At 44.3% G+C, this 24,036-nt stretch carries 20 protein-coding genes; 8 read left to right on the forward strand and 12 right to left on the reverse strand.

Features of this window, described 5'->3' with window-relative positions:
- On the forward strand, positions 1-285 hold a 285-nt coding region (locus ACR0QN_RS08910; RefSeq protein WP_432650859.1), incomplete at its 5' end, for a DUF6017 domain-containing protein.
- A gap of 155 nt (positions 286-440) precedes the next feature.
- On the opposite strand, the gene ACR0QN_RS08915 is transcribed toward ACR0QN_RS08910, so the two are convergent.
- On the reverse strand, positions 441-827 hold the full coding sequence (locus tag ACR0QN_RS08915) for a hypothetical protein (RefSeq protein ID WP_432650860.1): 387 nt from the start codon (positions 825-827) through the stop codon (positions 441-443).
- 203 nt (positions 828-1,030) lie between these two features.
- Here ACR0QN_RS08915 and ACR0QN_RS08920 point away from each other — a divergent pair, with 203 nt between their 5' ends.
- On the forward strand, positions 1,031-1,417 hold the full coding sequence (locus tag ACR0QN_RS08920; protein ID WP_432650861.1) for a hypothetical protein: 387 nt from the start codon (positions 1,031-1,033) through the stop codon (positions 1,415-1,417).
- Positions 1,399-1,866 carry a hypothetical protein gene (locus ACR0QN_RS08925; protein ID WP_432650862.1) on the forward strand — a complete coding sequence of 156 codons (468 nt, stop codon included), beginning with the start codon at positions 1,399-1,401 and terminating at the stop codon, positions 1,864-1,866. The genes ACR0QN_RS08920 and ACR0QN_RS08925 overlap by 19 nt, the downstream gene beginning before the upstream one ends.
- 212 nt (positions 1,867-2,078) lie before the next feature.
- Here ACR0QN_RS08925 and ACR0QN_RS08930 read toward each other — a convergent pair whose 3' ends face one another.
- A complete protein-coding gene (locus tag ACR0QN_RS08930; protein WP_432650863.1) occupies positions 2,079-2,303 on the reverse strand; it encodes a hypothetical protein in 225 nt (74 codons plus the stop codon).
- A 240-nt stretch (positions 2,304-2,543) separates the two neighbouring features.
- Here ACR0QN_RS08930 and ACR0QN_RS08935 point away from each other — a divergent pair, with 240 nt between their 5' ends.
- The 5 genes from ACR0QN_RS08935 (at position 2,544) to ACR0QN_RS08955 (ending at position 9,708) form a co-directional block, all read left to right on the forward strand.
- Positions 2,544-3,275 (forward strand): helix-turn-helix domain-containing protein, encoded by a 732-nt coding sequence (locus ACR0QN_RS08935; protein ID WP_432650864.1) that lies wholly within the window; start codon positions 2,544-2,546, stop codon positions 3,273-3,275.
- Between the two features lie 403 nt (positions 3,276-3,678).
- A complete protein-coding gene (locus ACR0QN_RS08940; protein ID WP_432650902.1) occupies positions 3,679-4,206 on the forward strand; it encodes an ATP-grasp domain-containing protein in 528 nt (175 codons plus the stop codon).
- A 16-nt stretch (positions 4,207-4,222) separates the two neighbouring features.
- On the forward strand, positions 4,223-7,333 hold the full coding sequence (locus tag ACR0QN_RS08945) for a DUF3427 domain-containing protein (protein WP_432650865.1): 3,111 nt from the start codon (positions 4,223-4,225) through the stop codon (positions 7,331-7,333).
- A complete protein-coding gene (mutT, locus tag ACR0QN_RS08950) occupies positions 7,334-7,900 on the forward strand; it encodes an 8-oxo-dGTP diphosphatase MutT (protein WP_432650866.1) in 567 nt (188 codons plus the stop codon).
- A gap of 191 nt (positions 7,901-8,091) precedes the next feature.
- Positions 8,092-9,708 (forward strand): FtsX-like permease family protein, encoded by a 1,617-nt coding sequence (locus ACR0QN_RS08955; protein WP_432650867.1) that lies wholly within the window; start codon positions 8,092-8,094, stop codon positions 9,706-9,708.
- 89 nt (positions 9,709-9,797) lie between these two features.
- Here the strand turns inward: ACR0QN_RS08955 and ACR0QN_RS08960 are convergent, their stop codons facing one another.
- From ACR0QN_RS08960 to ACR0QN_RS09005, 10 genes are all read right to left on the reverse strand, one after another.
- Positions 9,798-13,157, reverse strand: coding sequence for a leucine-rich repeat protein (locus ACR0QN_RS08960; RefSeq protein WP_432650868.1), 3,360 nt, complete (start codon positions 13,155-13,157; stop codon positions 9,798-9,800).
- A gap of 18 nt (positions 13,158-13,175) precedes the next feature.
- Positions 13,176-14,618, reverse strand: a complete 1,443-nt coding sequence (locus tag ACR0QN_RS08965) for a coproporphyrinogen-III oxidase family protein (RefSeq protein WP_432650869.1) — start codon at positions 14,616-14,618, stop codon at positions 13,176-13,178.
- A 44-nt stretch (positions 14,619-14,662) separates the two neighbouring features.
- Positions 14,663-16,069, reverse strand: a complete 1,407-nt coding sequence (locus ACR0QN_RS08970; protein WP_432650870.1) for an SLC13 family permease — start codon at positions 16,067-16,069, stop codon at positions 14,663-14,665.
- A gap of 47 nt (positions 16,070-16,116) precedes the next feature.
- Positions 16,117-16,767 carry a hypothetical protein gene (locus tag ACR0QN_RS08975; RefSeq protein WP_432650871.1) on the reverse strand — a complete coding sequence of 217 codons (651 nt, stop codon included), beginning with the start codon at positions 16,765-16,767 and terminating at the stop codon, positions 16,117-16,119.
- A gap of 29 nt (positions 16,768-16,796) precedes the next feature.
- Positions 16,797-18,863 carry a class I SAM-dependent methyltransferase gene (locus tag ACR0QN_RS08980; RefSeq protein ID WP_432650872.1) on the reverse strand — a complete coding sequence of 689 codons (2,067 nt, stop codon included), beginning with the start codon at positions 18,861-18,863 and terminating at the stop codon, positions 16,797-16,799.
- Between the two features lie 75 nt (positions 18,864-18,938).
- Positions 18,939-19,778, reverse strand: a complete 840-nt coding sequence (locus tag ACR0QN_RS08985; RefSeq protein ID WP_432650873.1) for a hypothetical protein — start codon at positions 19,776-19,778, stop codon at positions 18,939-18,941.
- Positions 19,779-19,854: 76 nt separating this feature from the next.
- Entirely contained in the window at positions 19,855-22,341 is a 2,487-nt protein-coding gene (locus ACR0QN_RS08990) for an ATP-binding cassette domain-containing protein (RefSeq protein ID WP_432650874.1), read from the reverse strand.
- A 364-nt stretch (positions 22,342-22,705) separates the two neighbouring features.
- Positions 22,706-23,356 carry an endonuclease III gene (gene nth / locus ACR0QN_RS08995; protein ID WP_432650875.1) on the reverse strand — a complete coding sequence of 217 codons (651 nt, stop codon included), beginning with the start codon at positions 23,354-23,356 and terminating at the stop codon, positions 22,706-22,708.
- 13 nt (positions 23,357-23,369) lie between these two features.
- Complete coding sequence (locus ACR0QN_RS09000; protein ID WP_432650876.1) at positions 23,370-23,591, reverse strand: hypothetical protein; 222 nt, start codon at positions 23,589-23,591, stop codon at positions 23,370-23,372.
- A complete protein-coding gene (locus ACR0QN_RS09005; protein ID WP_432650877.1) occupies positions 23,584-24,024 on the reverse strand; it encodes a hypothetical protein in 441 nt (146 codons plus the stop codon). The genes ACR0QN_RS09000 and ACR0QN_RS09005 overlap by 8 nt, the downstream gene beginning before the upstream one ends.
- Between the last annotated feature and the right edge of the window lie 12 nt (positions 24,025-24,036).

Genomic DNA, 24,036 nt, shown 5'->3' on the forward strand with positions numbered 1-24,036 from the left:
AAAATGGTTGAGGAAATCAAGGACTTGATGGTGGACGTTCTATGCGGAGAACGGACTGTAATATCCGAGGGAAAACGTGTGTCCGAGGAAACGGCGAAAGCTGCTTACAGAAAGATAACCTTTGACCACGTTCAGTATGTTATGCACAGCCTTGTGAATTACCCCGACAAGATAAGCAGGATAGACCGCTTCCTGACAACTTCGCTGTTCAACTCCGTTTATACGCTGATGAACTCCACCTTTGCAGGCTTTGAACACGATATGGGAATGAAGCTGCTGTTATGATATGGAAAATTGAAAGGAATGAGGAAAGTGGCTGAACTTTTGCTTGTGGCAGCTGTATTTGAGATTTGCCGAAGAATGACCAAGCACAGGCTTAACGGAAGAAAAAATCACAGCACCCGTTATGAGTGCTGCGATAAAAATGTGACAAAAAAATCTTATTTTTTAAACAGTGACTTTAATTCCGAAGGTACTTTTCTTGGACTTTGAATGTTTCCACAAATTCCGTATTCTCGTAATAAAGACATCGGATATTTATTGTCATACTTTTCCAAAAGGGTAAGTTCCATATGAGTTGGATACTTTTCATAATTGCTGCCATCAATAACAAAATCTGAATCATCAATTTCAATTGAATCAAGAAGAACTTTTGTTATTTTGCATTTGAAACGAATTTCTGAATAGGGCTTGCTGACATAAATATATATTATGTCCCCGATTTGCATATTTTTATTAGATTGTTTCCAATCAAGCTTTGTGATTGTTGCAAAGGCTTTTTCAACATCATAATACTTTACATTGCAAGGAATGATCCATTCTTCCATAAGTGCTTTCTCCTTAAAAGTATTACTTGGTTTGGTGGTAAACTCTATCAACTTCAATATCGTGACAATGCCATACACGGTATAATTTTTCTCACAACATATTCCGATTGTCGAGCAGTTTATCCCGACCAATTTCCAAAACCATTATACCATATCCGCACAGAAAAATCAAATATAAATTTAAAAGAAAGGACAACAAGCCAATGAGAAAGAACAAGAAATCCTGTTCCATTTCCGAATTTTGCAGGAACAACAATTTCCGAACGCTTGAGTTTTACAAAATGTTGAGCAGACACCCGGAGCTGGCAAGAAAAATGAAAGCCAATTCCGCAGGGGAACGTGTGCTTGACGAGGAAGCAATGATGACAGCAAGGGCAATTCTTCGGAAAGAGAAAATCGAGGACAGGCGGAAACGTTCTGCTGCCGATGCTGCCAATGAGATAAATACTCTTGCTACTCAGATCGAAGAACTCAGAAAGGAGGTCGGCAGGCTCAAATGTGAAAATCAAAGATTGAAAAAAGTTATCGTATCACTTAGAACAGAAATAAGAAAACAAGACGAGGTGTTATTATGTCAAAGAAGAAAATGACGCTGAAGGAATTTTCCGAACGCTATGAGTGCTGTTATTCGGCGGCAGGCGTTAGGCTGAAAAAGCTGATTGCAAAAGACAAGAAATTTGCAAAGCACGTTTCCCGTAAGGGCAGAATGTATCTGCTTGACGAATATGCGGCGGAGCTTCTCAAACCAAAGACAACAAAGAAAGCATCGGTATCAAGCTCCGACATCGAAAAGCTGAAAGAGGAACAGCAGCTTTTGGCTGCCAAGCAGAGGGAGATTTCCGAGAAAATCAGACAAACGGAAAATTCTCTTTTCATTCAGAGGAATGAGAAGATCGCCGCAGCGGTTTTCAAAGCTCTGGGCAGAGAGTATATGCCCGGTGATGAAGTCCGCATATCCGAATATCTTGCAGGGTGCGATGATTTCAAAATCTATATGAACACCAAAACAGAAGAAGTGGAGGAAGAAAATTGTGTGTGACAAGAGAAATGAGAGAACAACAAACGGCGGTACATTCAGAAAAACGTTCAGCCGAACAGACAGAAGGGCGATAATATGAACGGTATGCTTATAGAGGAAATAGAAAAGCTGGATCGGAACTTTCTTATCCGACCTTGAATCCTGCTACTTTTAGTTGCGGGCACGTATTTACGTTATTTTCATGTGTTATGAAACCCAAAGATAACAGAATGCTAGCTGATCTTTGCCTTGCCCTGCAGGCACAGTGACAAAACAGACAATGCTACAGATGCGGGCATTTCAGGCATGACCTGTACTGTTTCTGAAATAAGCTCCACCATTTCTCTCAGCACCGGCGGCAGGCAGCCTACCGGGAACGGAGGAGTGGATTTTACACGCTTTAGTGGTGTGGGGTAGGGAATATTGTCGGAAATAGGGGTTACTGTTGTCTCGTTCAATTTTTGCTCCTTTCTACTTGACTTTTGTAAAATGTACTGTTATACTTAATACATACAAATGAAATTCAGAATTATTTGCATTATCTGAAATGGTGGACAAGAATATGGCATTTATTTGTTGTATTCAGTGTAACTGAACATATTATATAATATTCAGTTCAGAATGTCAATAGAAAATGAAGCAAAATTCAGTGTGTCTGAATATTTTGTAAGAATTTACAATAATATGGAGGGCGAATTGTGGATTATTTACGATTAGAAGAGCTGTGCAGAGAAAAAAATATCTCTACAAGCAAGCTCGCAGAGATAGTAGGAGTTAGCAAGGGAAATACCAGCACATGGAAAAAAGGCGGAAATCCAAGCCTTGAAGTGCTATGTAAAATGGCCGAAGCCCTCGACTGTACTATAGATTATCTGTTGGGTAACGAGAAAATAAATCTTATGCCAAGCAAGAAATATAATGCGTTAATGGTACTGGAAGCATCTCAGGCTGATTATCTGAGTAACGGCTGCAGGACAGATCGACCCGATTCCATTGATTTAGACGAATACAGCATTATTGCAAAATATCTTAATTGTGACCCTAAATTTCTGATCAATGGGTCAAACACTACTTATGTTCCTGCTCTGAAAGATAGAGCTGCTGATTCTTTTGATAAGGATATGGTTTTTGATATCATCAACCTTATGAGCTATCTTCCCGGAAATGATGAGGAGAGGGTAATGCAGCTGCAGATATCAAGGATAGTTCTGCATAATCTCGCAATGTGTGGCTTTGATGAAGCGTCTGTACGGGGATATAATGCTATTGCATCAAAAACTCTTGATTTTCTGTATTCGGGAGAGGTCGATTACAAAAAGCATCACGCATATGGTCTGAGATTTAACGATCTTCGAAGCCTTAATGTCAAAACGGGTATGAGCTATCAGTATATGTTTACGGGTATAAAGAACAGTAGGGACAAGGTGTAATTCTATTGTCCGCGGTTGTCCCGCCATTGTCCCGAGATAATAAATGTAGCAAATGGCTTTATAGCGCTGTTTTAAGGTGGTTTTGCTTCTATTGTCCCATTGTCCGTGCTTTTCTATGTTTCTGTGAAGATTTTTACACAACAGATATGGTATAATGACAATGGAGAATATTTTAGTAGGATAATGGAGTGAGGATAATGAAAGCATATATACAGACTGACAGCAATGGAATACCGGATTATGACCATTTCAATGCATATCATGGCTTTTCACAGATGGGCTTTGAAACAATATTTTTTATACATATGAGCAGATAAATAAGTCCGAAAGGCAGGATATAATAGTTGGCTTTTCCGGTCCTGTTAAGGTACGGTTAAGAGATTTCGGTATAGAGATACCAAATATAGATTATCCTGAGTCTATTCAGAAATATCTTGGAAGAAACATTAGAAAGACAACATTGAACACCGTAAGCAATGATCCTCAGATGTGGAATGCTTTCATCAAGCCCATTAATAATAAAAGCTTTTCCGGGCGTGTAGTCAGAAGTGCTCATGATCTTATAGGTTGTTCTTCAGGAGGCGAGGATCAGGAAGTGTATATAAGCGAACTGCTTGATTTTGTTTCGGAATATCGTGTTTTTGTGAGATATGGTCAGATACTTGATATGAGGCACTATCATGGCAGGTGGGATATTTTTCCCAATTCTGAGATCATCAAGACATGTATCAAGGATTATTCCGATGCTCCTAATGCCTATGCTATTGATTTCGGAGTGACTTCAGATGGTGGAACATACCTTATAGAGGTAAATGCTTCCGGGTCAATTGGCTCTTACGGCTTGGAACCTATTTCATATGCAAAATTTATGTCCGCCAGATGGGCAGAGCTTACAGATACACAAGATGAATGTGCATTTGATATTTTATAAAGAAAAAGGTGATAATATGCTCCCCGAAGGATTATATGAACAGGTAATTTCAAAAGCACTTGACAAAAAGCTCAGCGAGGATAACGGGATAAAGTATGATGCTGCGCCTATCGACAATGCAGAAGCACCGTCTATCCTATCGAAATACATAGCCGAAATTGTAGAAAAAGGACTTATGCAGGTGCAGGGAGAAGACATTTCGGGACAGCTTTCCCTTGCAAACAAGATCATTTCCGCAATAACAGAGGTAACAGGTGACGAAGAATTTGACGGGAGCAGCGTTGAGGAAAAAGCACAGCAGCTTCTTGCAGTGGTGAAGAAGCAGAATAATATTGTCTCTGTTACCGATAAAATAGACATTCCCCGTCCCGAAACATCACTTTCTGCAAGCTCACTTTTCACAGGCTCGCTTAATGAACCGAGCATGATGACCGAGCTGAAAAAGGAGATATGCTCCGCTGACAGGGTGGATATGCTTGTTTCATTTATCAAGTGGAGCGGTCTGCGCCTTATAATAAATGAACTGAATGATTTTACAATGAGAGGCGGAAGGCTGCGGATAATCACGACTTCATATATGGGTGCGACCGATGTAAAGGCAGTCGAGGAGCTTCGCAAGCTGCCGAATACCGAGATAAAAATATCATATGATACCAAACGCACAAGGCTTCATGCAAAATCCTATGTTTTTTACAGAAATACGGGCTTTACCACTGCATATATCGGTTCGTCAAATCTTTCAAATGCTGCTATTTCAAGCGGGCTTGAATGGAATCTGAAAATTACCGCACACGATCAGCCAGATACCATAAAAAAGATAAATGCAACCTTTGACAGCTATTGGAATAGTGCCGAATTCTCCGACTATTCCGAAAATGATGTCGATAAGCTTGCCGAGGCTTTATCTGCGGAAAAATACAGCTTTACCGACAATGATAACTATTCCTTTGACATAAATCCATATCCATATCAGCAGGAAATTCTTGACAGTTTATTGGCAGAACGCAAGATCAGAGGGCATTACAAAAATCTTGTTGTTGCTGCGACGGGTACGGGCAAAACCGTCATTTCTGCATTTGATTACAGGCGATACAGAAAGTGCAATCCGCAGTCGCCGTGCAGATTATTGTTTGTTGCGCATCGTGAAGAAATTCTGCGTCAAAGTCTGAAATGCTTCCGAGGTGTTCTGCATGACGGAAATTTCGGTGATTTGTTTGTGGGCGGCAGCAAGCCTTCAAGTTTGGATAATCTTTTTGTGTCCGTGCAGACGCTTAATTCACGTTCGCTTACAGATATTACAACTCCGGATTATTATGATTTCATAATCGTGGACGAGTTTCATCATGCGTCTGCGCCTACATATCAGAAGCTGCTTGAATACTACAAACCGAAAATTCTCCTCGGTCTGACTGCAACTCCCGAGCGTATGGACGGAAAGGATATACTTGATTATTTCGACGGGCGAATTGCTGCGGAGATACGTCTGCCCGAGGCTATTGACAGAAAGCTGCTTTGTCCGTTTCAATATTTCGGCGTGTCGGATAATGTTGATCTTTCCGATTTGAAATGGTCAAGAGGCGGATATGACAGGACTGCCCTTTCAAATGTTTACACGGGAAATGACCTGCGAACATTTCAGATACTTGACAGCGTCAGAAAATATGTTACCGACATAAATGCGGTTATCGGAATTGGCTTCTGCGTTTCAAAGGCGCATGCGGAATATATGGCAATGCGTTTTTCGGAGAATAATATTCCGTCTGCAAGTCTGACCTCAGACAGCAGTGATGATGTGAGAAAGAGTGTTCAGAAGCAGCTTGTAAGCGGCGAGATAAAGTTTATATTTACCGTTGATCTTTATAATGAGGGTGTGGATATCCCCGAAGTAAACACGATACTTTTTCTTCGTCCAACAGAAAGCTTGACTGTATTTCTGCAGCAGCTGGGACGTGGACTGCGTTTATCCGAGGGCAAGGAATGTCTGACAGTTCTTGATTTTATTGGTCAGGCAAACAAAAAATATAACTTTGAGCAGAAGTTTGCGGCACTGCTTGCTAACACAAACAAAAGTGTTCAGAGTGAGATAAAGAACGGTTTCATATCACTTCCGAAGGGCTGTTATCTGCAGCTTGAAAAGAAGGCGAAGGAGTATGTTCTTGAAAACATAAAGCGTGCTATAGGCAATAAAAATGCTATTGTTTCCCGTATTGCAACGTTTACCGAGGACAGCGGAATGGAGCTTACTCTTGCAAATTTCCTTGAATATTACCGACTTGACATTAGTGCGATATACGGGACAAAATCCAGCTTTGCACGTCTTTCAAAAGTAGATTTTCACGAAGAAATTGAAGATGTGATGACAAAGGCATTTGCGAGAATTTGTGCAATAGATTCCCGAAGATGGATAGAATTTCTCATAGAATATCTGCCGAAAATATCTCAGTATTCACTTTCCGATTTTGATGAATGTCAGGTGCGAATGCTTCAAATGATGCAGTTTACCATATGGCAGAGATCCTATGAGGACTGCGGATTTTCCGATTTGCTGGAAGGCTTCAGACAGCTTGAAAGGTCGCCTGTAATGCTTGGTGAAATGCTTGATATTCTGCGTTATAATTATGACAGGATAGATTTTATAGACAAGCCTGTTGATCTCGGATTTGATTGTCCTCTCGATCTGCACTGCACATACACCCGTGATCAGATACTTGTGGCGCTTGATTTTATGAAGCCGAATACTGTCCGTGAGGGTGTGAAATATCTGCCTGATAAAAAGGTCGATGTACTGTTTGTTACTCTGAACAAGTCGGATAAGGATTATTCTCCCACAACGATGTACAATGATTATTCTATTAACGAGGTGCTTTTCCATTGGCAGAGCCAGAGTACCACATCTGACACAAGCGCAACGGGACAGCGTTATATCAATCACAGGGAAACAGGGGACAGAGAGCTTATTTTTGTCCGTGAGTACAAGAACAACAAGCTGGGTGCAGCACCGTATACGTTCCTCGGGATCGCTGATTATGTCAGACACGAAGGCTCAAAGCCCATGAATGTTGTTTGGAAGCTGCGGGAGCCTATTCCTGCTAAGTATATTAAGAAAACTAATAAGTTGGTGGTGTAAATGTTAGAGGTAGTTGCAGCAATAATCCGCAAAGGCGAAAAATTCCTTATCTGTCAGCGTCCTGCAAATAAAAATCTGGGTCTGCTGTGGGAATTTCCGGGCGGCAAGGTCGAAGCGGGTGAAACCAACGAACAGGCTGTCGTTCGTGAGTGTATGGAGGAGCTTGGAGTGACATTGCAAGTTGACAGCTTCTTTATGGACGTTACTCATGAGTATCCCGACAGGACTGTGCATTTATCGGTGTATAACTGTTCGCTGACCGACGGTGAGCCTGTTATGCTGGAGCACAATGATATGCGTTGGATAACTGCTTCACAGTGTGGCGAATTTGAGTTTTGCCCTGCGGATATGGAGATATTAGTGAGGCTTGTTAAATGTGAAAAGGCATATTTATATGATCATTTCTGTCCTGTTTATAATAGAATCATTGATTCTGAGTTGTGTTACGAAAGTGTTATGTGTTTAAGTGGCTTCTTTACTATTTCTTCGATTGAGGAGCTGCATAGAATCTTTATTCCTGAAATGCGTGAAATGTGTGATAAATGTCCGTTCAGTGATCTTTCATGATATTTCTCGTTAGTGATTCTCAGCTTATTGATCCACGATATATGGAATACATTCCTTCTGAAAATTATTTCAAGCTAATGATTATGCGGTTCTGTGATGGTAAAGAATAATATTGACTTGACAAATATTCGCAAATGTGTTATTTTATATTTGTAACCTAAAATGCGTTGCAAATATAAAAAGGTGATCAAATGAAAGATTATTTAGAAAAAACACTCCGGCAGGAGGTATCAATAAAAGCCAATAACAGCTTGTGTGATAAGCTGCCATTGGCTTTTAACCCAAGAATTGCCGCAGCAGCAGGGGATATGCAGATGAACAGGACCGTAGGACTTATCGCAGGCGTTATAATTATGGTGCTTTTCACCTACGTTATTTCCGTTTTCGTCATACATCAGATACAGCGTGAGTCAAGCGTTATCGGCGCTCTTTACGCTCTGGGAGCAAAAAAGAAAGACCTTATCCTGCATTATATCGCTCTGCCCACGATCATAAGCCTTGCAGGGGGACTGGCAGGCTCTGCGCTGGGTTTCGGCAAATGGGGAATAAGTGTGCAGATGCAGGACACCTATAATTATTACTCCGTGTCCGCACTTGAGCCTGTATATCCTTTGTATCTCATAATTTATGCGGTGGTGATGCCGCCCGTTATATCAGCCATAGTAAATTATTTTGTGATAAACAAGCGGCTTTCACGGACTGCGCTCTCGCTTATAAAAAACGAGCAGAAGACCGATTTCCGCACAGGCATTGATCTGAAAAAAATGGGCTTCCTGCGCCGCTTTCAGATAAGGCAGACGCTTCGTGAGGCGAGAACGGGACTGACCGTTATTTTCGGAATGGTCATCTCGCTTATGATATTTATGATGGGTATCAACTGCTTTGTGCTTTGCGAAAATATCAATGCCGAAACGGTGAGGGACACAAGATACGGGTATATGTACGTGCTGAAATACCCCGAAAAAACGCCGCCCGCAAACGCCGAAGCCTGCTATATGGAATCCCTGTCAAAAACGTCATACGGCTATACTCTTGACGTAAGCGTTATCGGCATTGACGGAGACAATAAATATTACGGCGTTATTCCCGAAAAGGGCAAAAGCAAGGTCACGGTAAGCGCTTCCGCAGCTCAGAAATACGGCTTGAATAAAGGTGAAAAGCTGATACTCACCGACAGCGCAAACGATATGGACTATGCCTTTACCATTACGGACATTGCCGATTATTCCGCAGGCCTTGCCGTGTTTATGGACATTGACAGTATGCGTGAGCTTTTCGGCAGGGAGGATGACTATTACAATATGCTCCTTTCCGATAATGCTCTTGACATTCCGGAGGGACGGCTGTATTCGGTAACGGCACGAAGCGATATTGAACGCTCCTCGGCGGTGTTTACCGAACTTATGATGCCTATGGTCATTATGATGACTGTCGTTTCCATAATAATTTTCTGCGTGGTAATGTATCTTATGCTGAATGTGATGATAGAAAGAGCGGCTTTCGGTATCTCACTTGTGAAGATATTCGGTTACCGCACAAACGAGGTGAGAAAGCTGTATCTTAACGGCAATACCGCTGTTGTGGCGATAGGCGCACTTATTGCGATCCCTGTTTCAAAGCTTGCGATCGACGCCATTTATCCTTATGCCATATCAAATGTTGCCTGCGGAATGAACCTGCATTTTCCGTGGTATATGTACGCAGGGATATATCTTGGGATCATACTGATATACTTTGCAGTAAACGGTCTGCTTACTGCGAAGCTTAAAAATATTTCGCCTGCGGAGGTGCTCAAAAACAGGGAATAGTAATGTGAGCAGATATTGTAAAAATAGCTGCGTATATAAAAGATCAGTCTTATCTGCAAAAACGGCAAATAAGACTGATCTTTATTGTATTATCTCTCAGAGCCTTGAGGCGGCTTTAAAACATTGTCAAGAAGCGACATATCTCCCGCTTCGGCATAGGCAAGCTCATGGGTAGGAAAATCCTTTTCCGCTTTGGTCATTTCCTCTTCGGTGGACATCATTGATAAATTATAGATATCCTCGGTGGAAATTTTAGTGCCGTCGTAAATGATCTTTCTTAACCACATACCCTGCCATGCACCGCTCACGACAAGTTTTTCATTCTTATCCAGACAAAGCTCTTCGTGGAAAAATTCATACACGCCCAGAAGTATTGTTGATTTTCTGTATTCGTCATAGGTGTAAAATTCATACATTCCCGAAAGACCGTCGGAATAATCGTAGCCCCGTTTAACTATCAGCTCACAGAGACCGTCATTATCCATATCAAAAAGGTAATATCCGAATAAGTTATCGGTGTTTTTCAGCCGTTCGGTATATGCCTTTTTAATATCAGATGTGTCAATGGCTCCTCCCTGTTCGGGTCCGCTTTCTTCGGGATCAGGCCGGGATCCGGGCTTGCTTTCCTCCGTTTTTGGCTCGGGGGGCTGTTCCGGTTCACTTTCCTCCGACTTCGTTCCGGAAGGCTGTTCGGGTTTTGTGCCGGAGGAGCCTTTTTCTCTTATTTCCATTTTGGCTCTGACATTATTGTCAAAAGCTGAATCGGACACATCACAGCCGGCAGGTATTGACATATCTTTTAGATCATAACAATATTCAAAGGCGTTATCACCAATATATGTCACGCTGTCGGGTATAGTTACGCTTGAAAGATTGACACAGTGGTAGAAAGCATAATAACCAATATATGTCACGCCGTCCTGTATGGTTACGCTTGTAAGATCGGAACATTCGTAGAAAGTCTCTCTGTTAATAGATGTCACACTACTGGGTATGGTCACGCTTGTAAGACTGCTGCAGCCTGAGAAAGCAGAATAACCAATAGATGTTACGCTGTCGGGTATGGTCACGCTTGTAAGACTGCTGCAGAACTTGAAAGCCCTATCGCCAATAGAAGTCACGCTATTGGGTATAGTTACGCTTGTAAGACTGCCACAGCTATAGAAAGCCTCCTCATCAATAGATGTCACACCATCCGGAATATTAACGCTTATAAGACTGTCACATTCGTAGAAAGTCTCATTGCCAATAGATGGCACGCCACCGGGTATGGTTACGCTTGTAAGACTGCCACAGCCGTAGAAAGCCTTCTCACCGATAGAAGTCACGCTATTGGGTATGCTTATGCTTGTAAGGTTTACACAGCCGCTGAAAGCATTAGCACCGATAGATGTTACGCTGTCGGGTATGCTTACGCTCGTAAGGTTTACACAGCCGCTGAAAGCATTACCACGAATAGTTGTCACACTATCGGGTAGGGTTATACTTGTAAGACTGTCACATTCTTTGAAAGCGTTTCTGTCTATAGTGACCACAGGCTTTCCGTCAATCTCACGGGGTATCACAATGTCACCGGCAGAGGCGTTTCCTTTTAACCCTGTTATTATGATATTACCGTCCGACGATCCTTTATATTCGAGATCGTCAGCGTTGCCCGATGATGTTTCCTGTGCGGGAGCGGAAGACTGTTCGGGTCCTGTGTTCGTTGAATCATTTCCTCTTGTTTTAATTTTAACATTGTCGCTTCCGAAAAAAGCATCTTCGTCCACATCACAGCCTTCGGGTATAGAAACATTAACAAGATCATTACAGTAGGCAAAAGCCATACAGTCTATAGATTTTACACTATCCGGTATTGTTATGCTTGTAAGACTGTCACAGCTTATGAAAGCAGAATAATCAATAGATGTCACGCTGTCAGGTATGGTCACGCTTGTGATCTTACTGCTGCGAAAAGCTTCTTTTCCTATGACGGTTACAGGTTTTCCCTTTATCTCTGAGGGAATCACAGCAGCTTCATTGCTGCCGATATATTTTGTTATGGTTATCTCTCCATCTGATGACAAATACTTGTAGTCGCCGTACTTGTGCTCGGAATTTGCAAAAGAAACTATCAGAAATATTATCACAGCAGCAATAGCGGCAATAATGCATATCATCTTTATCCGCTTTTTAGGCGCTTTGGCAATTGCAGCCGTATCACCGTTGCCAGGCGGCGTCGTTTTTTCCGCAGCGGAACTGCTCTGCTTCAAAGGCATAGTCACGTCCATATCGGAGCTGTTCTGCTTTAATGGCATAGTCACGTCCATATCGGAGCCGTTCTGCTTTAATGGCATAACGTTCATATCGGAGCCGTTCTGCTTCAAAGGCACGGTCACGTCCGAAGCGGGCTTTTCCGTTTTAACAGCCTGAGTCCTGCTGTGAGCGGCTTTTCTGTAGTCCTCTGCCTGCTGTTTGAAGTCACGCTTTATAAACGGCTCGGGCTTTATGGAAATATCCGCAAAGGCTTCCTTGAACTCATAAATATCCTGATATCTGTCGGAAATTTTAAGTTCGGTAGCCTTCTTGATTATCTCCCACAGCTCGGAAGGGATATTGTGAACATTGGAGCTGTATTCCTCATCATCTTCAAGCCTTGACATAGGGTCATCAAGAAGGTCAAGGGTGAGGGAATAGTAAAGAGTTGCACCAAGAGAATATATATCCGTCCAGGGACCCTGCTTTCCCTTTTTCTGATACTGCTCAAGAGGAGCATAGCCCTGCTTGAGTATTACCGAAAGGCTCTGGGAGCCTTCGGCAAATACCTGCCTTGCAGCGCCGAAATCCAGCAGCTTTAATGTGCCGTCATTGCAGAGCATAATGTTGTCGGGAGAGATATCACGGTGGAGCACGTTTGAATTGTGAGCGGTGATAAGGGCGTTTGAGACTTCGTTTGCGAGGAACACCGCCTGTCCGGGAGTTATGGCGCCGTTTTTGTTTATGTATGCTTTAAGGTTAATTCCCTGCAGATATCCCATTGTGAAATATACCGTATCGTTTCCGTAGAAGAAATCGTAAACGCTTACGATGTTGGGATTGCCGTTAAAGCCTGCCACAAGGCGGGCTTCGTTGTAAAACCTGTCAGCACCTTCCTTGAAGCTCGTCTGATTATCGTCAGAGGTCATGACCATAGTGCTGCCGATGTCTCTTACTGCAACTCCATAAGGGTAATATTCCTTTATTGCCACCTTGCAGCCCAGCTTCATATCATAGGCAAGATAGGTTATACCAAAGCCGCCCTTGCCTATAACTCTGCCTATCATATATCTCCCCTCGAGAACACTTCCCACAGGCAGCACCGCAGGGTCGCAGGTATATTTGCTCCTTTCAAATCCGCACCGGCTGCAGGGCTCGCTGTTTGTTTCAGCAAAGCAGTTCTCGCAGAGAGACTTATTCGACATTCTTATCATTTGTTAACCTCCTGAAGGTCATTCGGAAAGCTCGTTGTCAAGATAGGGATTTAAAGGACCGTCGGCAAAATTCTCTCTGGGGAAGGGCTTGTACATATTGGAATTATACTGCTCGCATACCTCGTCGGCAAGAAATCCGCCGATCTCGGTCAGCTTTACGACCTTGCCGTTGTCCTCGATAAGACCGTATTTTTTCAGCGTTTCTGTCTTCTTTTGGAAAACGTCGTCAAAGTTCACGCCGGTTTTTCTGAGGAAATCCGACTTGATAACGGAGCGGTTTTTCAAGGGAAGGATTATCGCCTGACGTATCTGTTCCTCACGGGAACGTCTGCAGCCTCTTGTTATGGGCAGCTCGCCGCTGTCTATCTTGCTGTAATACTCGTCAAAATACTGGGAATTGATGTCGAAGCGGTCGTGATAGCTGGAAAATCCCGTAAGTCCGAAGCCCACCTGGTCGTACATATTGCAGCACTGATTGTATGCGTAGTGGGAAAATACCCTCTTATCCTTGGCATACACACGTCTGAGAGTTTCGTGGTAGCCGTTTTCGTTCAGTATATCTATGGCTATCTGCTTCATCATCATAGTTGTTTTGAAATCGGGGATAGCCGTTCCCTGTCTGCCGCCCTCGTAGGTGTTTATCTTGCCCTGCCTGTCGCCGTATGCCTGGACTTTCAGACGGTAGATCTGTATCTCGCCCACAGGCAGGCGGACTGCCCTGTCCATTACCTCTATCCAGTTGTCAATTGTCTCGCCCGGGTGACCGTAGATAAATTCAATATTTACGTCAAAGCCGTATTCAACAGCTTTCCGCACCGCTTCCTCAGCCTGCTCCGCATTATGGGAGCGGTTCATTACCTTGAGAACATCATCGTCAAGCGACTGTATGCCTATGGTAAGTCTGGTTATGCCGTGCTTTTTCATTATTTTAAGGCGCTGCTCTCCTTCTTCGCCAATGATGGAGTTGGGGTCGTGGTCAACGTTATACTGCTTGCAGCAGGACATATCCATTCTTTTTCCCAGCTCCTCAAGGAGGTGGTCAAAAAGCTGGGGAGGCAGATATGTAGGAGTGCCGCCGCCCAGAAGTATGGAACGGGGTTTCAGCTTTTCTATATTAAATCTTTTAAGATAAAGGTCGATCTCCCTTATAAGATAGCTTACATATTTTTCCTTTTCATCCCTGCACTCTCCTGTTTTGCCGGGATAGTGGCAGAACAGGCAATGGCGGATACAGAAGGGTATGTGAACGTAAACGTCCATAAATCCGTCAGCGGGATATTCAAAATCTTTCAGACATTCGTCGGCATTGGTGTCGGGATATCTGGTGATGGGGGGATAATGCACCGAGGGAACGAAATCTCCGTCCTTGCAGATAAGCCCCATATCCTGGTACTCCTTTACCTTAGAAAATACCTCTTCAGCGTGCAGTATCAGCTGCTTTTTTCTTTCATTCGAAGTCATATTAAAAATTCCTTTCGCTTTTATTTTTTAGGAAAAACAGAATGTCACAGAATAAATTTAAATGCAGCCCCGACCCATAGGGGAACTATAATTATCATACTTAACTGTATCCATACCGTGGCCCTGGGAAGCTCGAACATTGTAAACGCTTTTTTGTCATAAGCCGCAGCCAGAGGTGCGTCAAGGGGGAAAAGATAGATGTTTGATACGCAGAGAGCGCTTGCTATGACAAGCATTATGGGTTCCAGACCGTTGTTTTGTGCAAAGCTAATTATTATGGGCGTAAGGATAGTAGTTACCGCAGGCGCCGACGGCAGCAGAGCCATAAACACAAAGGTAACAGCAGCCGTCTGCATAAGTATGACTATCAAGGGGAGACTTGTTTTTTCGGGAAACAGAAGCTTTGTGAACTGATCGCACAGCCCTGTGCCGATGACAGCGTTTGCCACGGAAATAAGATTTCCCGCAATAAAGAATGTGGGCCAGCTTATAGCTTTTGCAAACTCCTCATAGGTCAGCACGCCGAATTTCGGAACAAAAAGCAGCGCAAGACCTGCAATTGCTGTTACTGTAATGTTTATGGAAGGCACCCAGGAGCTTATGAGCCAGGCGGATACAACAGCGAATATCACCAACGCCGCATAGATATCCTTTGATGAAACAGGAGTTTTCTCCGAGATATTGCTCAGATATGCGTTCATCTCGTCCTCGTTCGGTTCCTTCGGAGGGAACACTGCCGTGATAATGAAAAATGCGATGAAGACCATAATGACCGCAAGGGGCAGTCCTATCTTTATCCAGTCGATAAACCTGACGGTCTGACCGGTATATCTTTCCAGCATATCAAGGCAGATAAGGTTCATACTTGAGCCTGCGGGAGTTATCATTCCGCCTATCATTGCGCCCACCGTAATGCACATCATCATACAGCGCTTTGTTTCCGATTTTTTTTCATTATCGGACATAAAATCAAGGAACGTTTCCGCAAAGGGTAAAAAAATAACCGCTGCGGCAACATTAGACATTATTGACGAAAGCAGCGCCGAGCACATCATAAAAATAAAGATCAGCTTTTTTACCCCGACTTTTTTCCCTCTTATCACAAGAATTAACAGGCGGCGGCTCAGCACCGATTTCTGAAATGCGGCTGATATTCCGAAGGAGGCTGTTGTAAAATAAAGGATATGGTTTGAAAAGCCGCAGAAGCCTTCGCTTACGGTGTCAACACAGCCGAATGCAAAAAGCATAGCCGATGAAAGCATACAGGTAACGCATATGTTGAACGGCTCAAAAATCAGCAGGAACAGGGTCGCTGCGGCAACGCCCATTGTATGCGCCGCCTGCTCCGAAAGACCGTCAATGTTTATAAAATATGCACCGAGCAGGGATAAAGCTGCAAGAACTGCACCTGTGATCTGCTTAACAGATCTTGTATTAAAAGCACCGCTCATTTTATATCTCTCCTCATATCTGCCAACACCTCACGGCAAGCTTTATTTTATCCGAAAAGACGGAATTTTTTCTTCGGAAGAATGACCGCCAGAACAGAGCATCGCTGCTTTTTCAGCTCCGATGATATCCTTCTCACCCATTCCTCTGCGTCCGATGAAGCCGCAAGTCCATCTTCAAGCACAGATATTTGTAGATCGATATTATCTGCTCCGCTTATGATAAGAAAAGAATTCACGCCTTTCTGCAGATCAAAGGCAGGCTCAAACTTACAATGAAGATTAAGCCTTTTTCCAAGGATAACGTCCTCGTTTCCCTCAGAAACAGCCTGCAGCTTTCCGTCGGAAAAATAGTATATCTTAGCATTTCCCGTGACTGCCCACCTTGCCTTGCTGCGGAAAATATACAAAGCGGCGGTGCTGCAGAAAATGCTCTTTCCCGGTTCCTGCATACCGTATATGCCTTCGTTCACAAAGCCTGTGATGGCTTCCACCGCCTCGTCACGCATAGAGGGGCGCTGTACAAAGCTTTCCGTACCAACGGTGACTGCTCTTTCACAGGCGGACGTTCCACGGCTGTTATCGGCAGGGTAAGCTGCCGCAAAAGCAGAGGCGGCTCCCCGTCTGCGGATCCCGAATAATACGTTTTCGGGGCCCTTGCAGTCATAACGGGAATAATGCTTGATGCTGATATCTGCCATTTTCGGATCATTCCTTTCAGAGAACAGTTTTACTGCGGCTTATAATTCTCGTCCTGTCTGAAGATCAGCACAAATCTCTGGGGAATGAGGGACAGGGAATCCACAAGCTTAAAGCCGTAATAGCTCAGCTGTGCAATAATAAGCTCGGGCATTATTCCGGGACCGTAATAGGACGGAACGCCCTTTTCGGTAATGTTATTATCCACGATGATAAGTCTGCCGTCCTTTTTCAGCGCCTTGTGCAGGCTGTCAATAAACTGATCCTTTACAAATTCAATATCAGTAATATAAACAGCGTGATACATTGAGCACATAAATACGGTATCAATGCTGTTTTCGGGAAGGCAGGCGTCATTCATTTTTGCGGTAAGGGGAATGATGTTTTTCACCTTATTCTGCTTTTTGAAGCCTTCAACATATTTAAGTGCTTCCTTGTTTATTTCGGTGGCATAGACTTTGCCGTTCCTGCCCGCAGCCTTGGAGAACTGCCAGGTAAAATATCCGCCTCCGCAGCCGATATCCGCCACGGTCTCGCCCTCACGAATGTTTATGTATTGAAGCATTTCTACGGTTTTTTCCCACATATAGCGGTTGGGATTATTGAATACCAGAAATTCATTCCATTCGTTCAGCGTCTGCACGGAAAATTCCTTGCCGCTGTATTCAAAATTGGTATCCTCGGAGGCGTCGTCGGGGTCGGGAAGCTCAAGATGGAATTTATAGAAAAGATACTGCTTTAGCCGCTCGAAATCATTGTCCGCAAAATGGCTGCAGTAATATGCTGTAAGCTCGTCCGAGGTCATTTCTTCACGCCGCTCCTTTGACGCAAGGCGGTATTCGATAAACCACATCAGAGCCGTATAATCATCGCCCACTCTTTCAAGGGGATAAAGCTCTTCAAATCCCTTACAAGCCTCTCTCAGCTTGCTTTCATTGTTTTCCGCAAAGCCCTCGTACATTATCCGTCCCACTTTTTTTCCACGCTTTGTATATCCCGAGGTGGAGGTGCCGATTATCCTGTATCTCACAAGGGAAGCGGAGGAATTTACAAGTATTGTTTTCTCGTCTGCCATACTGCTGCGGCTTGTCTTTTCGGGGATATCCACCATATCAAAAAGCAGCACATATCTCTGAGGAGTAAACTGAAAGGTATCGGTAAGCTTGAAGCCGTAATACCACAGCTGGCTTATAAGCATCTGCTTGTTTACATAGGGACCGTGATAGGGAAGTGTCTCTCCCGTAACAAGGTCGTTATCCACAATTATGAGCCGTCCGCCTTCCTTCAGCGCATTGCGTATGCTTGCAGCAAAGCTGTCACGCTCGGCGTCGGTAAATGCGGCGTAAACATTGTGGTAGAGGGAGCACATATACACAACGTCCACCTTTATATCCTTTGAAAGACCAATTCCGTCAAAGCTGCTCTCCACGACCTCCACATTCTTTATATCATAATCGCTGACATATTTGCGGAGATATTCCAGATGTCTGGGATTTGTTTCAATGGCGTATACCTTGCCGCTGTCTCCCACAACATCGGCAAAGCGGAAGGAATAATAGCCCGGACCGCTGCCTACATCGGCAATGTGCATACCCTCTTTAAGGTTGAATTTCTCCATATTTTCTCTGGTGGTCTCCCAGCGCTCCCTGTCGGGATTGCTGAAAAGTATGTAATCCTCCAGAAATCTCATACGGGCTTTCATTTCGGTATTATCTCCGGGACCGTATTCAACAATGTGGTATTTGTATTTCAGATATGTTCTGAGATTATCGTAGTCATTGTCGGTCATCATATGTCTGAAGCTGTTTACCATAGGCTTTTGGGTAAGCTCTTCCTTCACGCTGTCGTCTGCAAGAAAATATTTGCAGAGCCATTCAAGGGCTGTGTATTCTCCGCCGAAGTTTTCATTGGGGATTATCTCGTCATATATCCTTATCGCCTTTTGCAGCTTGTTGTTATTTTTGCTGTCAAGATAGTCCAGAATAAGCCGTGCCGCTTTTTTTCCGCCTTCGGTGATGTCAAAGGAGTCGAGACTTCCAAGATGAATGAGGGACTGCTTATCGGTTATCTTTATCTCAGCAGGATTTTCGCAGTTCATACGGATCTTCCTTTCGTTACTTAATTATGTACCGATAAGATCCGGCAAAGATCTTATCGGTACAGAGCAGCATTATCAGTTAAGAGTTTCGTATCCGTCGGTGGAGGGCAGCGTGATGTCAACTGCGCTGCCGGGGTCAACGAAGGAGATGTCAATGACAAGATCCAGATCATAGCTTGTTTCCGTTCCCGAAGCCATAAGAGAGGCAGGCACAGTTACCTTCATAGTGCCGCTGTACTGAGCTTTGGTAACGATGTCGTTTGTAACAGTCACCTTGTTGGAGAAATTGTTCAGCTCGTCGATAACAAGAGTGTCTCCGTCGGTGCTCTGAGTTTCGTTTGCGATGATGATGTTAAGATATTTCTTGACAAGAGTGTCCGAAAAGCTGAGGGTGTATACATCTCTCGATGCGGAAATATCGGTTATCGCCGCACGCTCGATGGGAGATAAAAGACCCAGTTCCTTTATCTTTCCTGCCTCAAGGAAGCTTGAAAATTCGTTCAGGAATTCCTCTGTGTTGAAGGTGCTGTCTGTGTCAGAGCCCTTTTTCTGTGCTTCCTCTCTGTCGGAGGACATAGCAGGCTTTGAGTTCATAGCATATCTGGTCTTATGACCGTCAGCTTCGGTATAGATATAATCGCCGTCGGAGAACTGGATTATCTTGTTGCCGTCAACGTCCATTTCATAGTAAAGGATATTTTTGCCGTCGGAAGTGTCCAGCTTGAAAAGGCCGTCTGTTTCGGTGGTAACGCCGTCCATTTTAAGGGAGAGGTCGATATTTGCTTCCATTCCGCCCTGTGCGGATACCTTTTTGTAGGCGGAAGCGTATTTTTCATAATCTCCTCCGCCTCCGCAGCCTGCAAATAACATACAGGAAAGGGAAAGACCGGTCAGAACTGCAATAAACTTTTTCATAGTGATTACTCCTTTTTAAATATTATTATTTTTTCGGGTGTATTCCGGCACTTAGCCTGACACCGTTTTAACTTTATTACTGCCTTGCTTTTCTGTGGGGAGCGGAAAAACGTATATCCCTCAGATACAGGAAAACAACAGCTGCCGCAACGCATACGACCGACATTATGAGCAGCATTATCCAGGAACTCCACACAGGGTCAAGTCCGAACAGATATGTTTTGTATTCGGAATATGCCTCGTCAACTCCGAAGCCGTTTGAAAATTCCGTATCTGTCCATATGCCCGTATCGTAGCGGCAGGACTCATACATACTGTTTATTTTTGATGAGGTGAAGTAGGCTATGCACGCCCAGCGGCAGGTAACTGCCTTTGACATAACTTCCGTAAGTCCCGAAAGGGTGCAGGCAACGCCCGACAGAAGTATCTGGGGCAGCAGGCACACGGGACATATTACAAGCGCCATATCGTTTGACACCGCCGCAGATATGGTCAGACCTATGCACATTGCGCTGAGCATTGACATAAACGTGGTTATGTACAGCTCCAGCCACAGGCAGTTTTCAAAGACTATACCGCCCTCGTTCATTCCCAGCGCTCTTGCCGTTGCCGATTCCACATCTCCGTCAATGGTCGCCACGGTATCGGTGAAAAATACCAGCATAGCTGTCATTATAGCTGCCTGGACGGCGCAAAGTCCTGCTGTTATTACAAATTTCGACATAACATAGGGAACGGGCTTTACTCCCGTGAAGCGTTCTCTCTCGTATATGGTGCGCTCCTTGCTTATTTCCTGGACGGAATTGAAAATTCCCACCCAGAACGCCGCACACCCGAAGGAAAACATCAGCTTCATCGTGTCCTCAGCTACCATAAATGGCATACTCGTTCGGTTTATAACTATCCCTAACAGGTTATACAGATTTCCGTCCGCCTGAAAGGCTATGCACACAAGTATGGTAAGAACTACGGGCATTGCAAGCAGCAAAATGAGACATGTTCTGCTGTTGAAGGTTATTTCAGCATATCTCCGGGTCAGGACACTAAATTGCCTTATACCCTCCGCAATACCGTTTTTCTGCTTCTTTTCCGTAATGGGAGTTCCCGTGTTATATTCCGTTATGGTGTTTGTCCCGGCAAATCTTTCCGAGACTTCCTTGGAATGTTCGTTCAGGTCGTCGTAAATATCGGTGATATTCTCTTTGCGGAAGAAATCAAGAGCCTTTGAGGGCGCTCCCGAGTAGCAGAGCAGACCTCCGCTGCCCATACAAATGAGCCTGTCGCACAGATTTATATTCTGCACGGTATGGGTGACCATAATCACTGTTTTTCCCGTCATTGCAAGTTTTTTGAGCATCTTCATAAGATTTTTTTCCGTTCCGGGGTCAAGTCCCGAGGACGGCTCGTCAAGGAAAAACAGCTTGGGTGAGGCAAGAAGTTCCACCGCTATGCTTGCACGTTTTTTCTGACCGCCCGAAAGCTTGTTTATCAGCGTGTGTCTGTGCTTTGTAAGCTCGACCATTTCCAGAGTCTCGTCTATCTTGCGGTTTATCTCCTCTTTGGACATATCCTTGGGCATTCTAAGCCTTGCGGAATGGAGGAGCATTCTTTCAAGGGTGAGGGTATCGTAGACGATATCCTTCTGAGGAACATAGCCGATAATGCTTCGTATGCTCCTGTTATTGGTCTTGATGCTCTCACCGTTTATAAGAACATCGCCCGAAGTAAAGTCGGTCATACCCGACAGGCAGTTTAGGAGCGTGGTCTTTCCGGCGCCCGAACCGCCCACGATAGCAACAAATTCACCCGGTTCAATGGAAAGGCTCACATTGTCGGTGATGACCTTCTCGCCCTTTCCCGCCTTGACCTTTTTGACCACATTGCACGCCGCAATGCTGACTCCGCCCGAATTGCCCAGCAGATAAAGTATCTTTCCGCTGAAAACCATAGCTGTGTCCGCAACGGTTATCTTGTCCATCTGTTCAAGGCGCTGTTTTTTGGTAAGCGGCTTTCCGTTAAGGATAACGCCGTTCATCGAATTGTTGTCGGCTATGTAATAACCGTCATTTTCCTTTGTGATGATGCAGTGGAACCTTGAGACCGACGGGTGGTCCACAACGATGTCACATTCGTGACTTCTGCCTATGACAAACTTGTCCTTTCCCTCCAGCGTAAAGCTGTCAGGCTTGCTGTCAGGAGCATTTTCGGCGTTTCTGATACCCGAAAAAGCTATAACGCAGCGTTCTTCCGGATTTTGCCCGATATAGAATTTATCGCCGTCGTGAAGCGGCTTTGAAGTGACCTTTACGCCGTTGAAGGTCAGTCCGTTTACGCTGTTGTCGTCTTTAACGTTCCAGCCCGAGTCTGTCCTGAAAAAGGTGCAGTGTGCACGGGATATGAAGGAAACGCCTGAGTCAATGGCAATATCGTTTATTTCGCTGTCCTCGCCGCCGTGATGATCTCCTCTGCCCATTCGCACCGTGCTCTTGTTATATGAGTCAAGATCGTAAACACGAGGCTCGTTCTGCCCGATAAAAACGGTAATGTAATTTTTGGCAGGCACTCTAAACCCCCTCCTGTTAAAATAAATGAAGTCAGTTTAAAGAAAAATTTTTGATGAAATATTCCTGATTATTATATTAACATATACAGCAGTGCTTTTGGTGTGCAATTCTGCATTTTTTTAGACACCGAAAATCTGTGATTTTTTGGTCTGCTGAGTGACTGAACACGGTGTCAGGACGGAAAACGGGCAGAAGGATTTTTCACGAATAATATTTAATATCTTGGAGCATCCGTTTATGGTTTTGCTGCTTTCGGAAAGAAATGAGAAGAAAATTTTATGCCGATGAAGGAAAGAATTACACTCTAACAGTACGTTTAGCAAAAAAAAATCCCCTCAGCTTAAAAGCCGAGGGGATATTTGTTTATAACTTGCATTTAAAGCCGTTTAATTTGTCGTCCATATAAACTCTCAGGGGACAATGCTCGCAGTCGGGTTTTCTTGCGGAGCAGGTGTCTCTGCCGAAAAGCACAAGCCTGTGGCAGAAGTCAGAACTTTTTTCGGGCGGGATAAGCTTTCGGAGGTCCTGCTCGACCACCTTGGGGTCGGTGGACTTTGTAAGCCCGAAACGTCCGGTTATACGTATGCAGTGGGTGTCCGCAACGATGGCAGGCTTTTTGTGAATGTCACCCATGATAAGATTTGCGGTCTTTCTGCCGATGCCCGAAAGCTTGGTCAGCTCCTCGATAGAATCGGGGATAACGCCGTTAAAGTCATAATAAAGCTGATGAGCCATTTCCACAATGCTTTTGGCTTTGGTCTTGTAAAGTCCGCAGGGACGGATAATTTCCGCAACCTCGTCAATGTCTGCATCTGCGAAGCTTTTGAGAGTAGGGTATTTTGCAAAAAGCTCCTTTGTGACCACATTTACCCTTGCGTCGGTGCATTGGGCGGACAGCCTTCCGGCTATCATAAGCTCATAGGGGTGAGTGTAGGTGAGGGAGCATTTCGCTTCGGGGTATATAATTTCAAGCCCCAAAACGACCTGCTCGGCGATTTGTTTTTTAGAAGGCATAGTTTTTATCCTTTTACTCGTTATCGGGTCTGCTGCTTAAAATATTCGGGATATCGGCGCAGGTAGGGCAGGAAATGTCCGCCTTGTCGGTGAGAATGGGAGCGCTTTCACGCTTTTCACCCTCCGATTTTCCGCTTGATATGTCTGTGAGTATCTTTCCGTCCGCAGCCTTGAAATAGCTTCCGCCGCTTTCCATATAGCCGTCAAGCATTTTTATAAGCTCTTCTTTATCCATTATCTGTTCCTCCTGTGTCGTGACGGGGCAGTTTCTTTCTGGGGATAATTATCCTTATAAGCTGCATAAGCACCGACTGCTCCTTGTCAAGCTTTATTTTCTGCGCCCGTTTGAGGTCGGCGTCGCTTTTTACCTTGACTATTATGGGACGTATCTTGTCAAAGGCTTCAACGGTGGCTTCCGCCGAGCATCGGCTGCAGCTGCAGACGTTGAACCTCTTCATTACAAGAGGCAGCCATTGTGAGATAAGCTCCGAGGTGATATTTATCTCCGTTCCGCCCTCTTCCGAGGGAACGGGCTTTACGGGAGTCGGATTATTCCTTGAGCGGATTATCTCCTCTTTAAAGTTTTCGTCAAGAATAGGATTTGTGACCTGTGAGCCGCCTGTAAGCAGCTTCATAAGCTGAGGGGTCTTGTGAGTCTTGGGCGGCATAATGGTCTCCTT

Source organism: Huintestinicola sp. (assembly GCF_050874005.1).
Lineage (GTDB): Bacteria > Bacillota > Clostridia > Oscillospirales > Ruminococcaceae > Huintestinicola.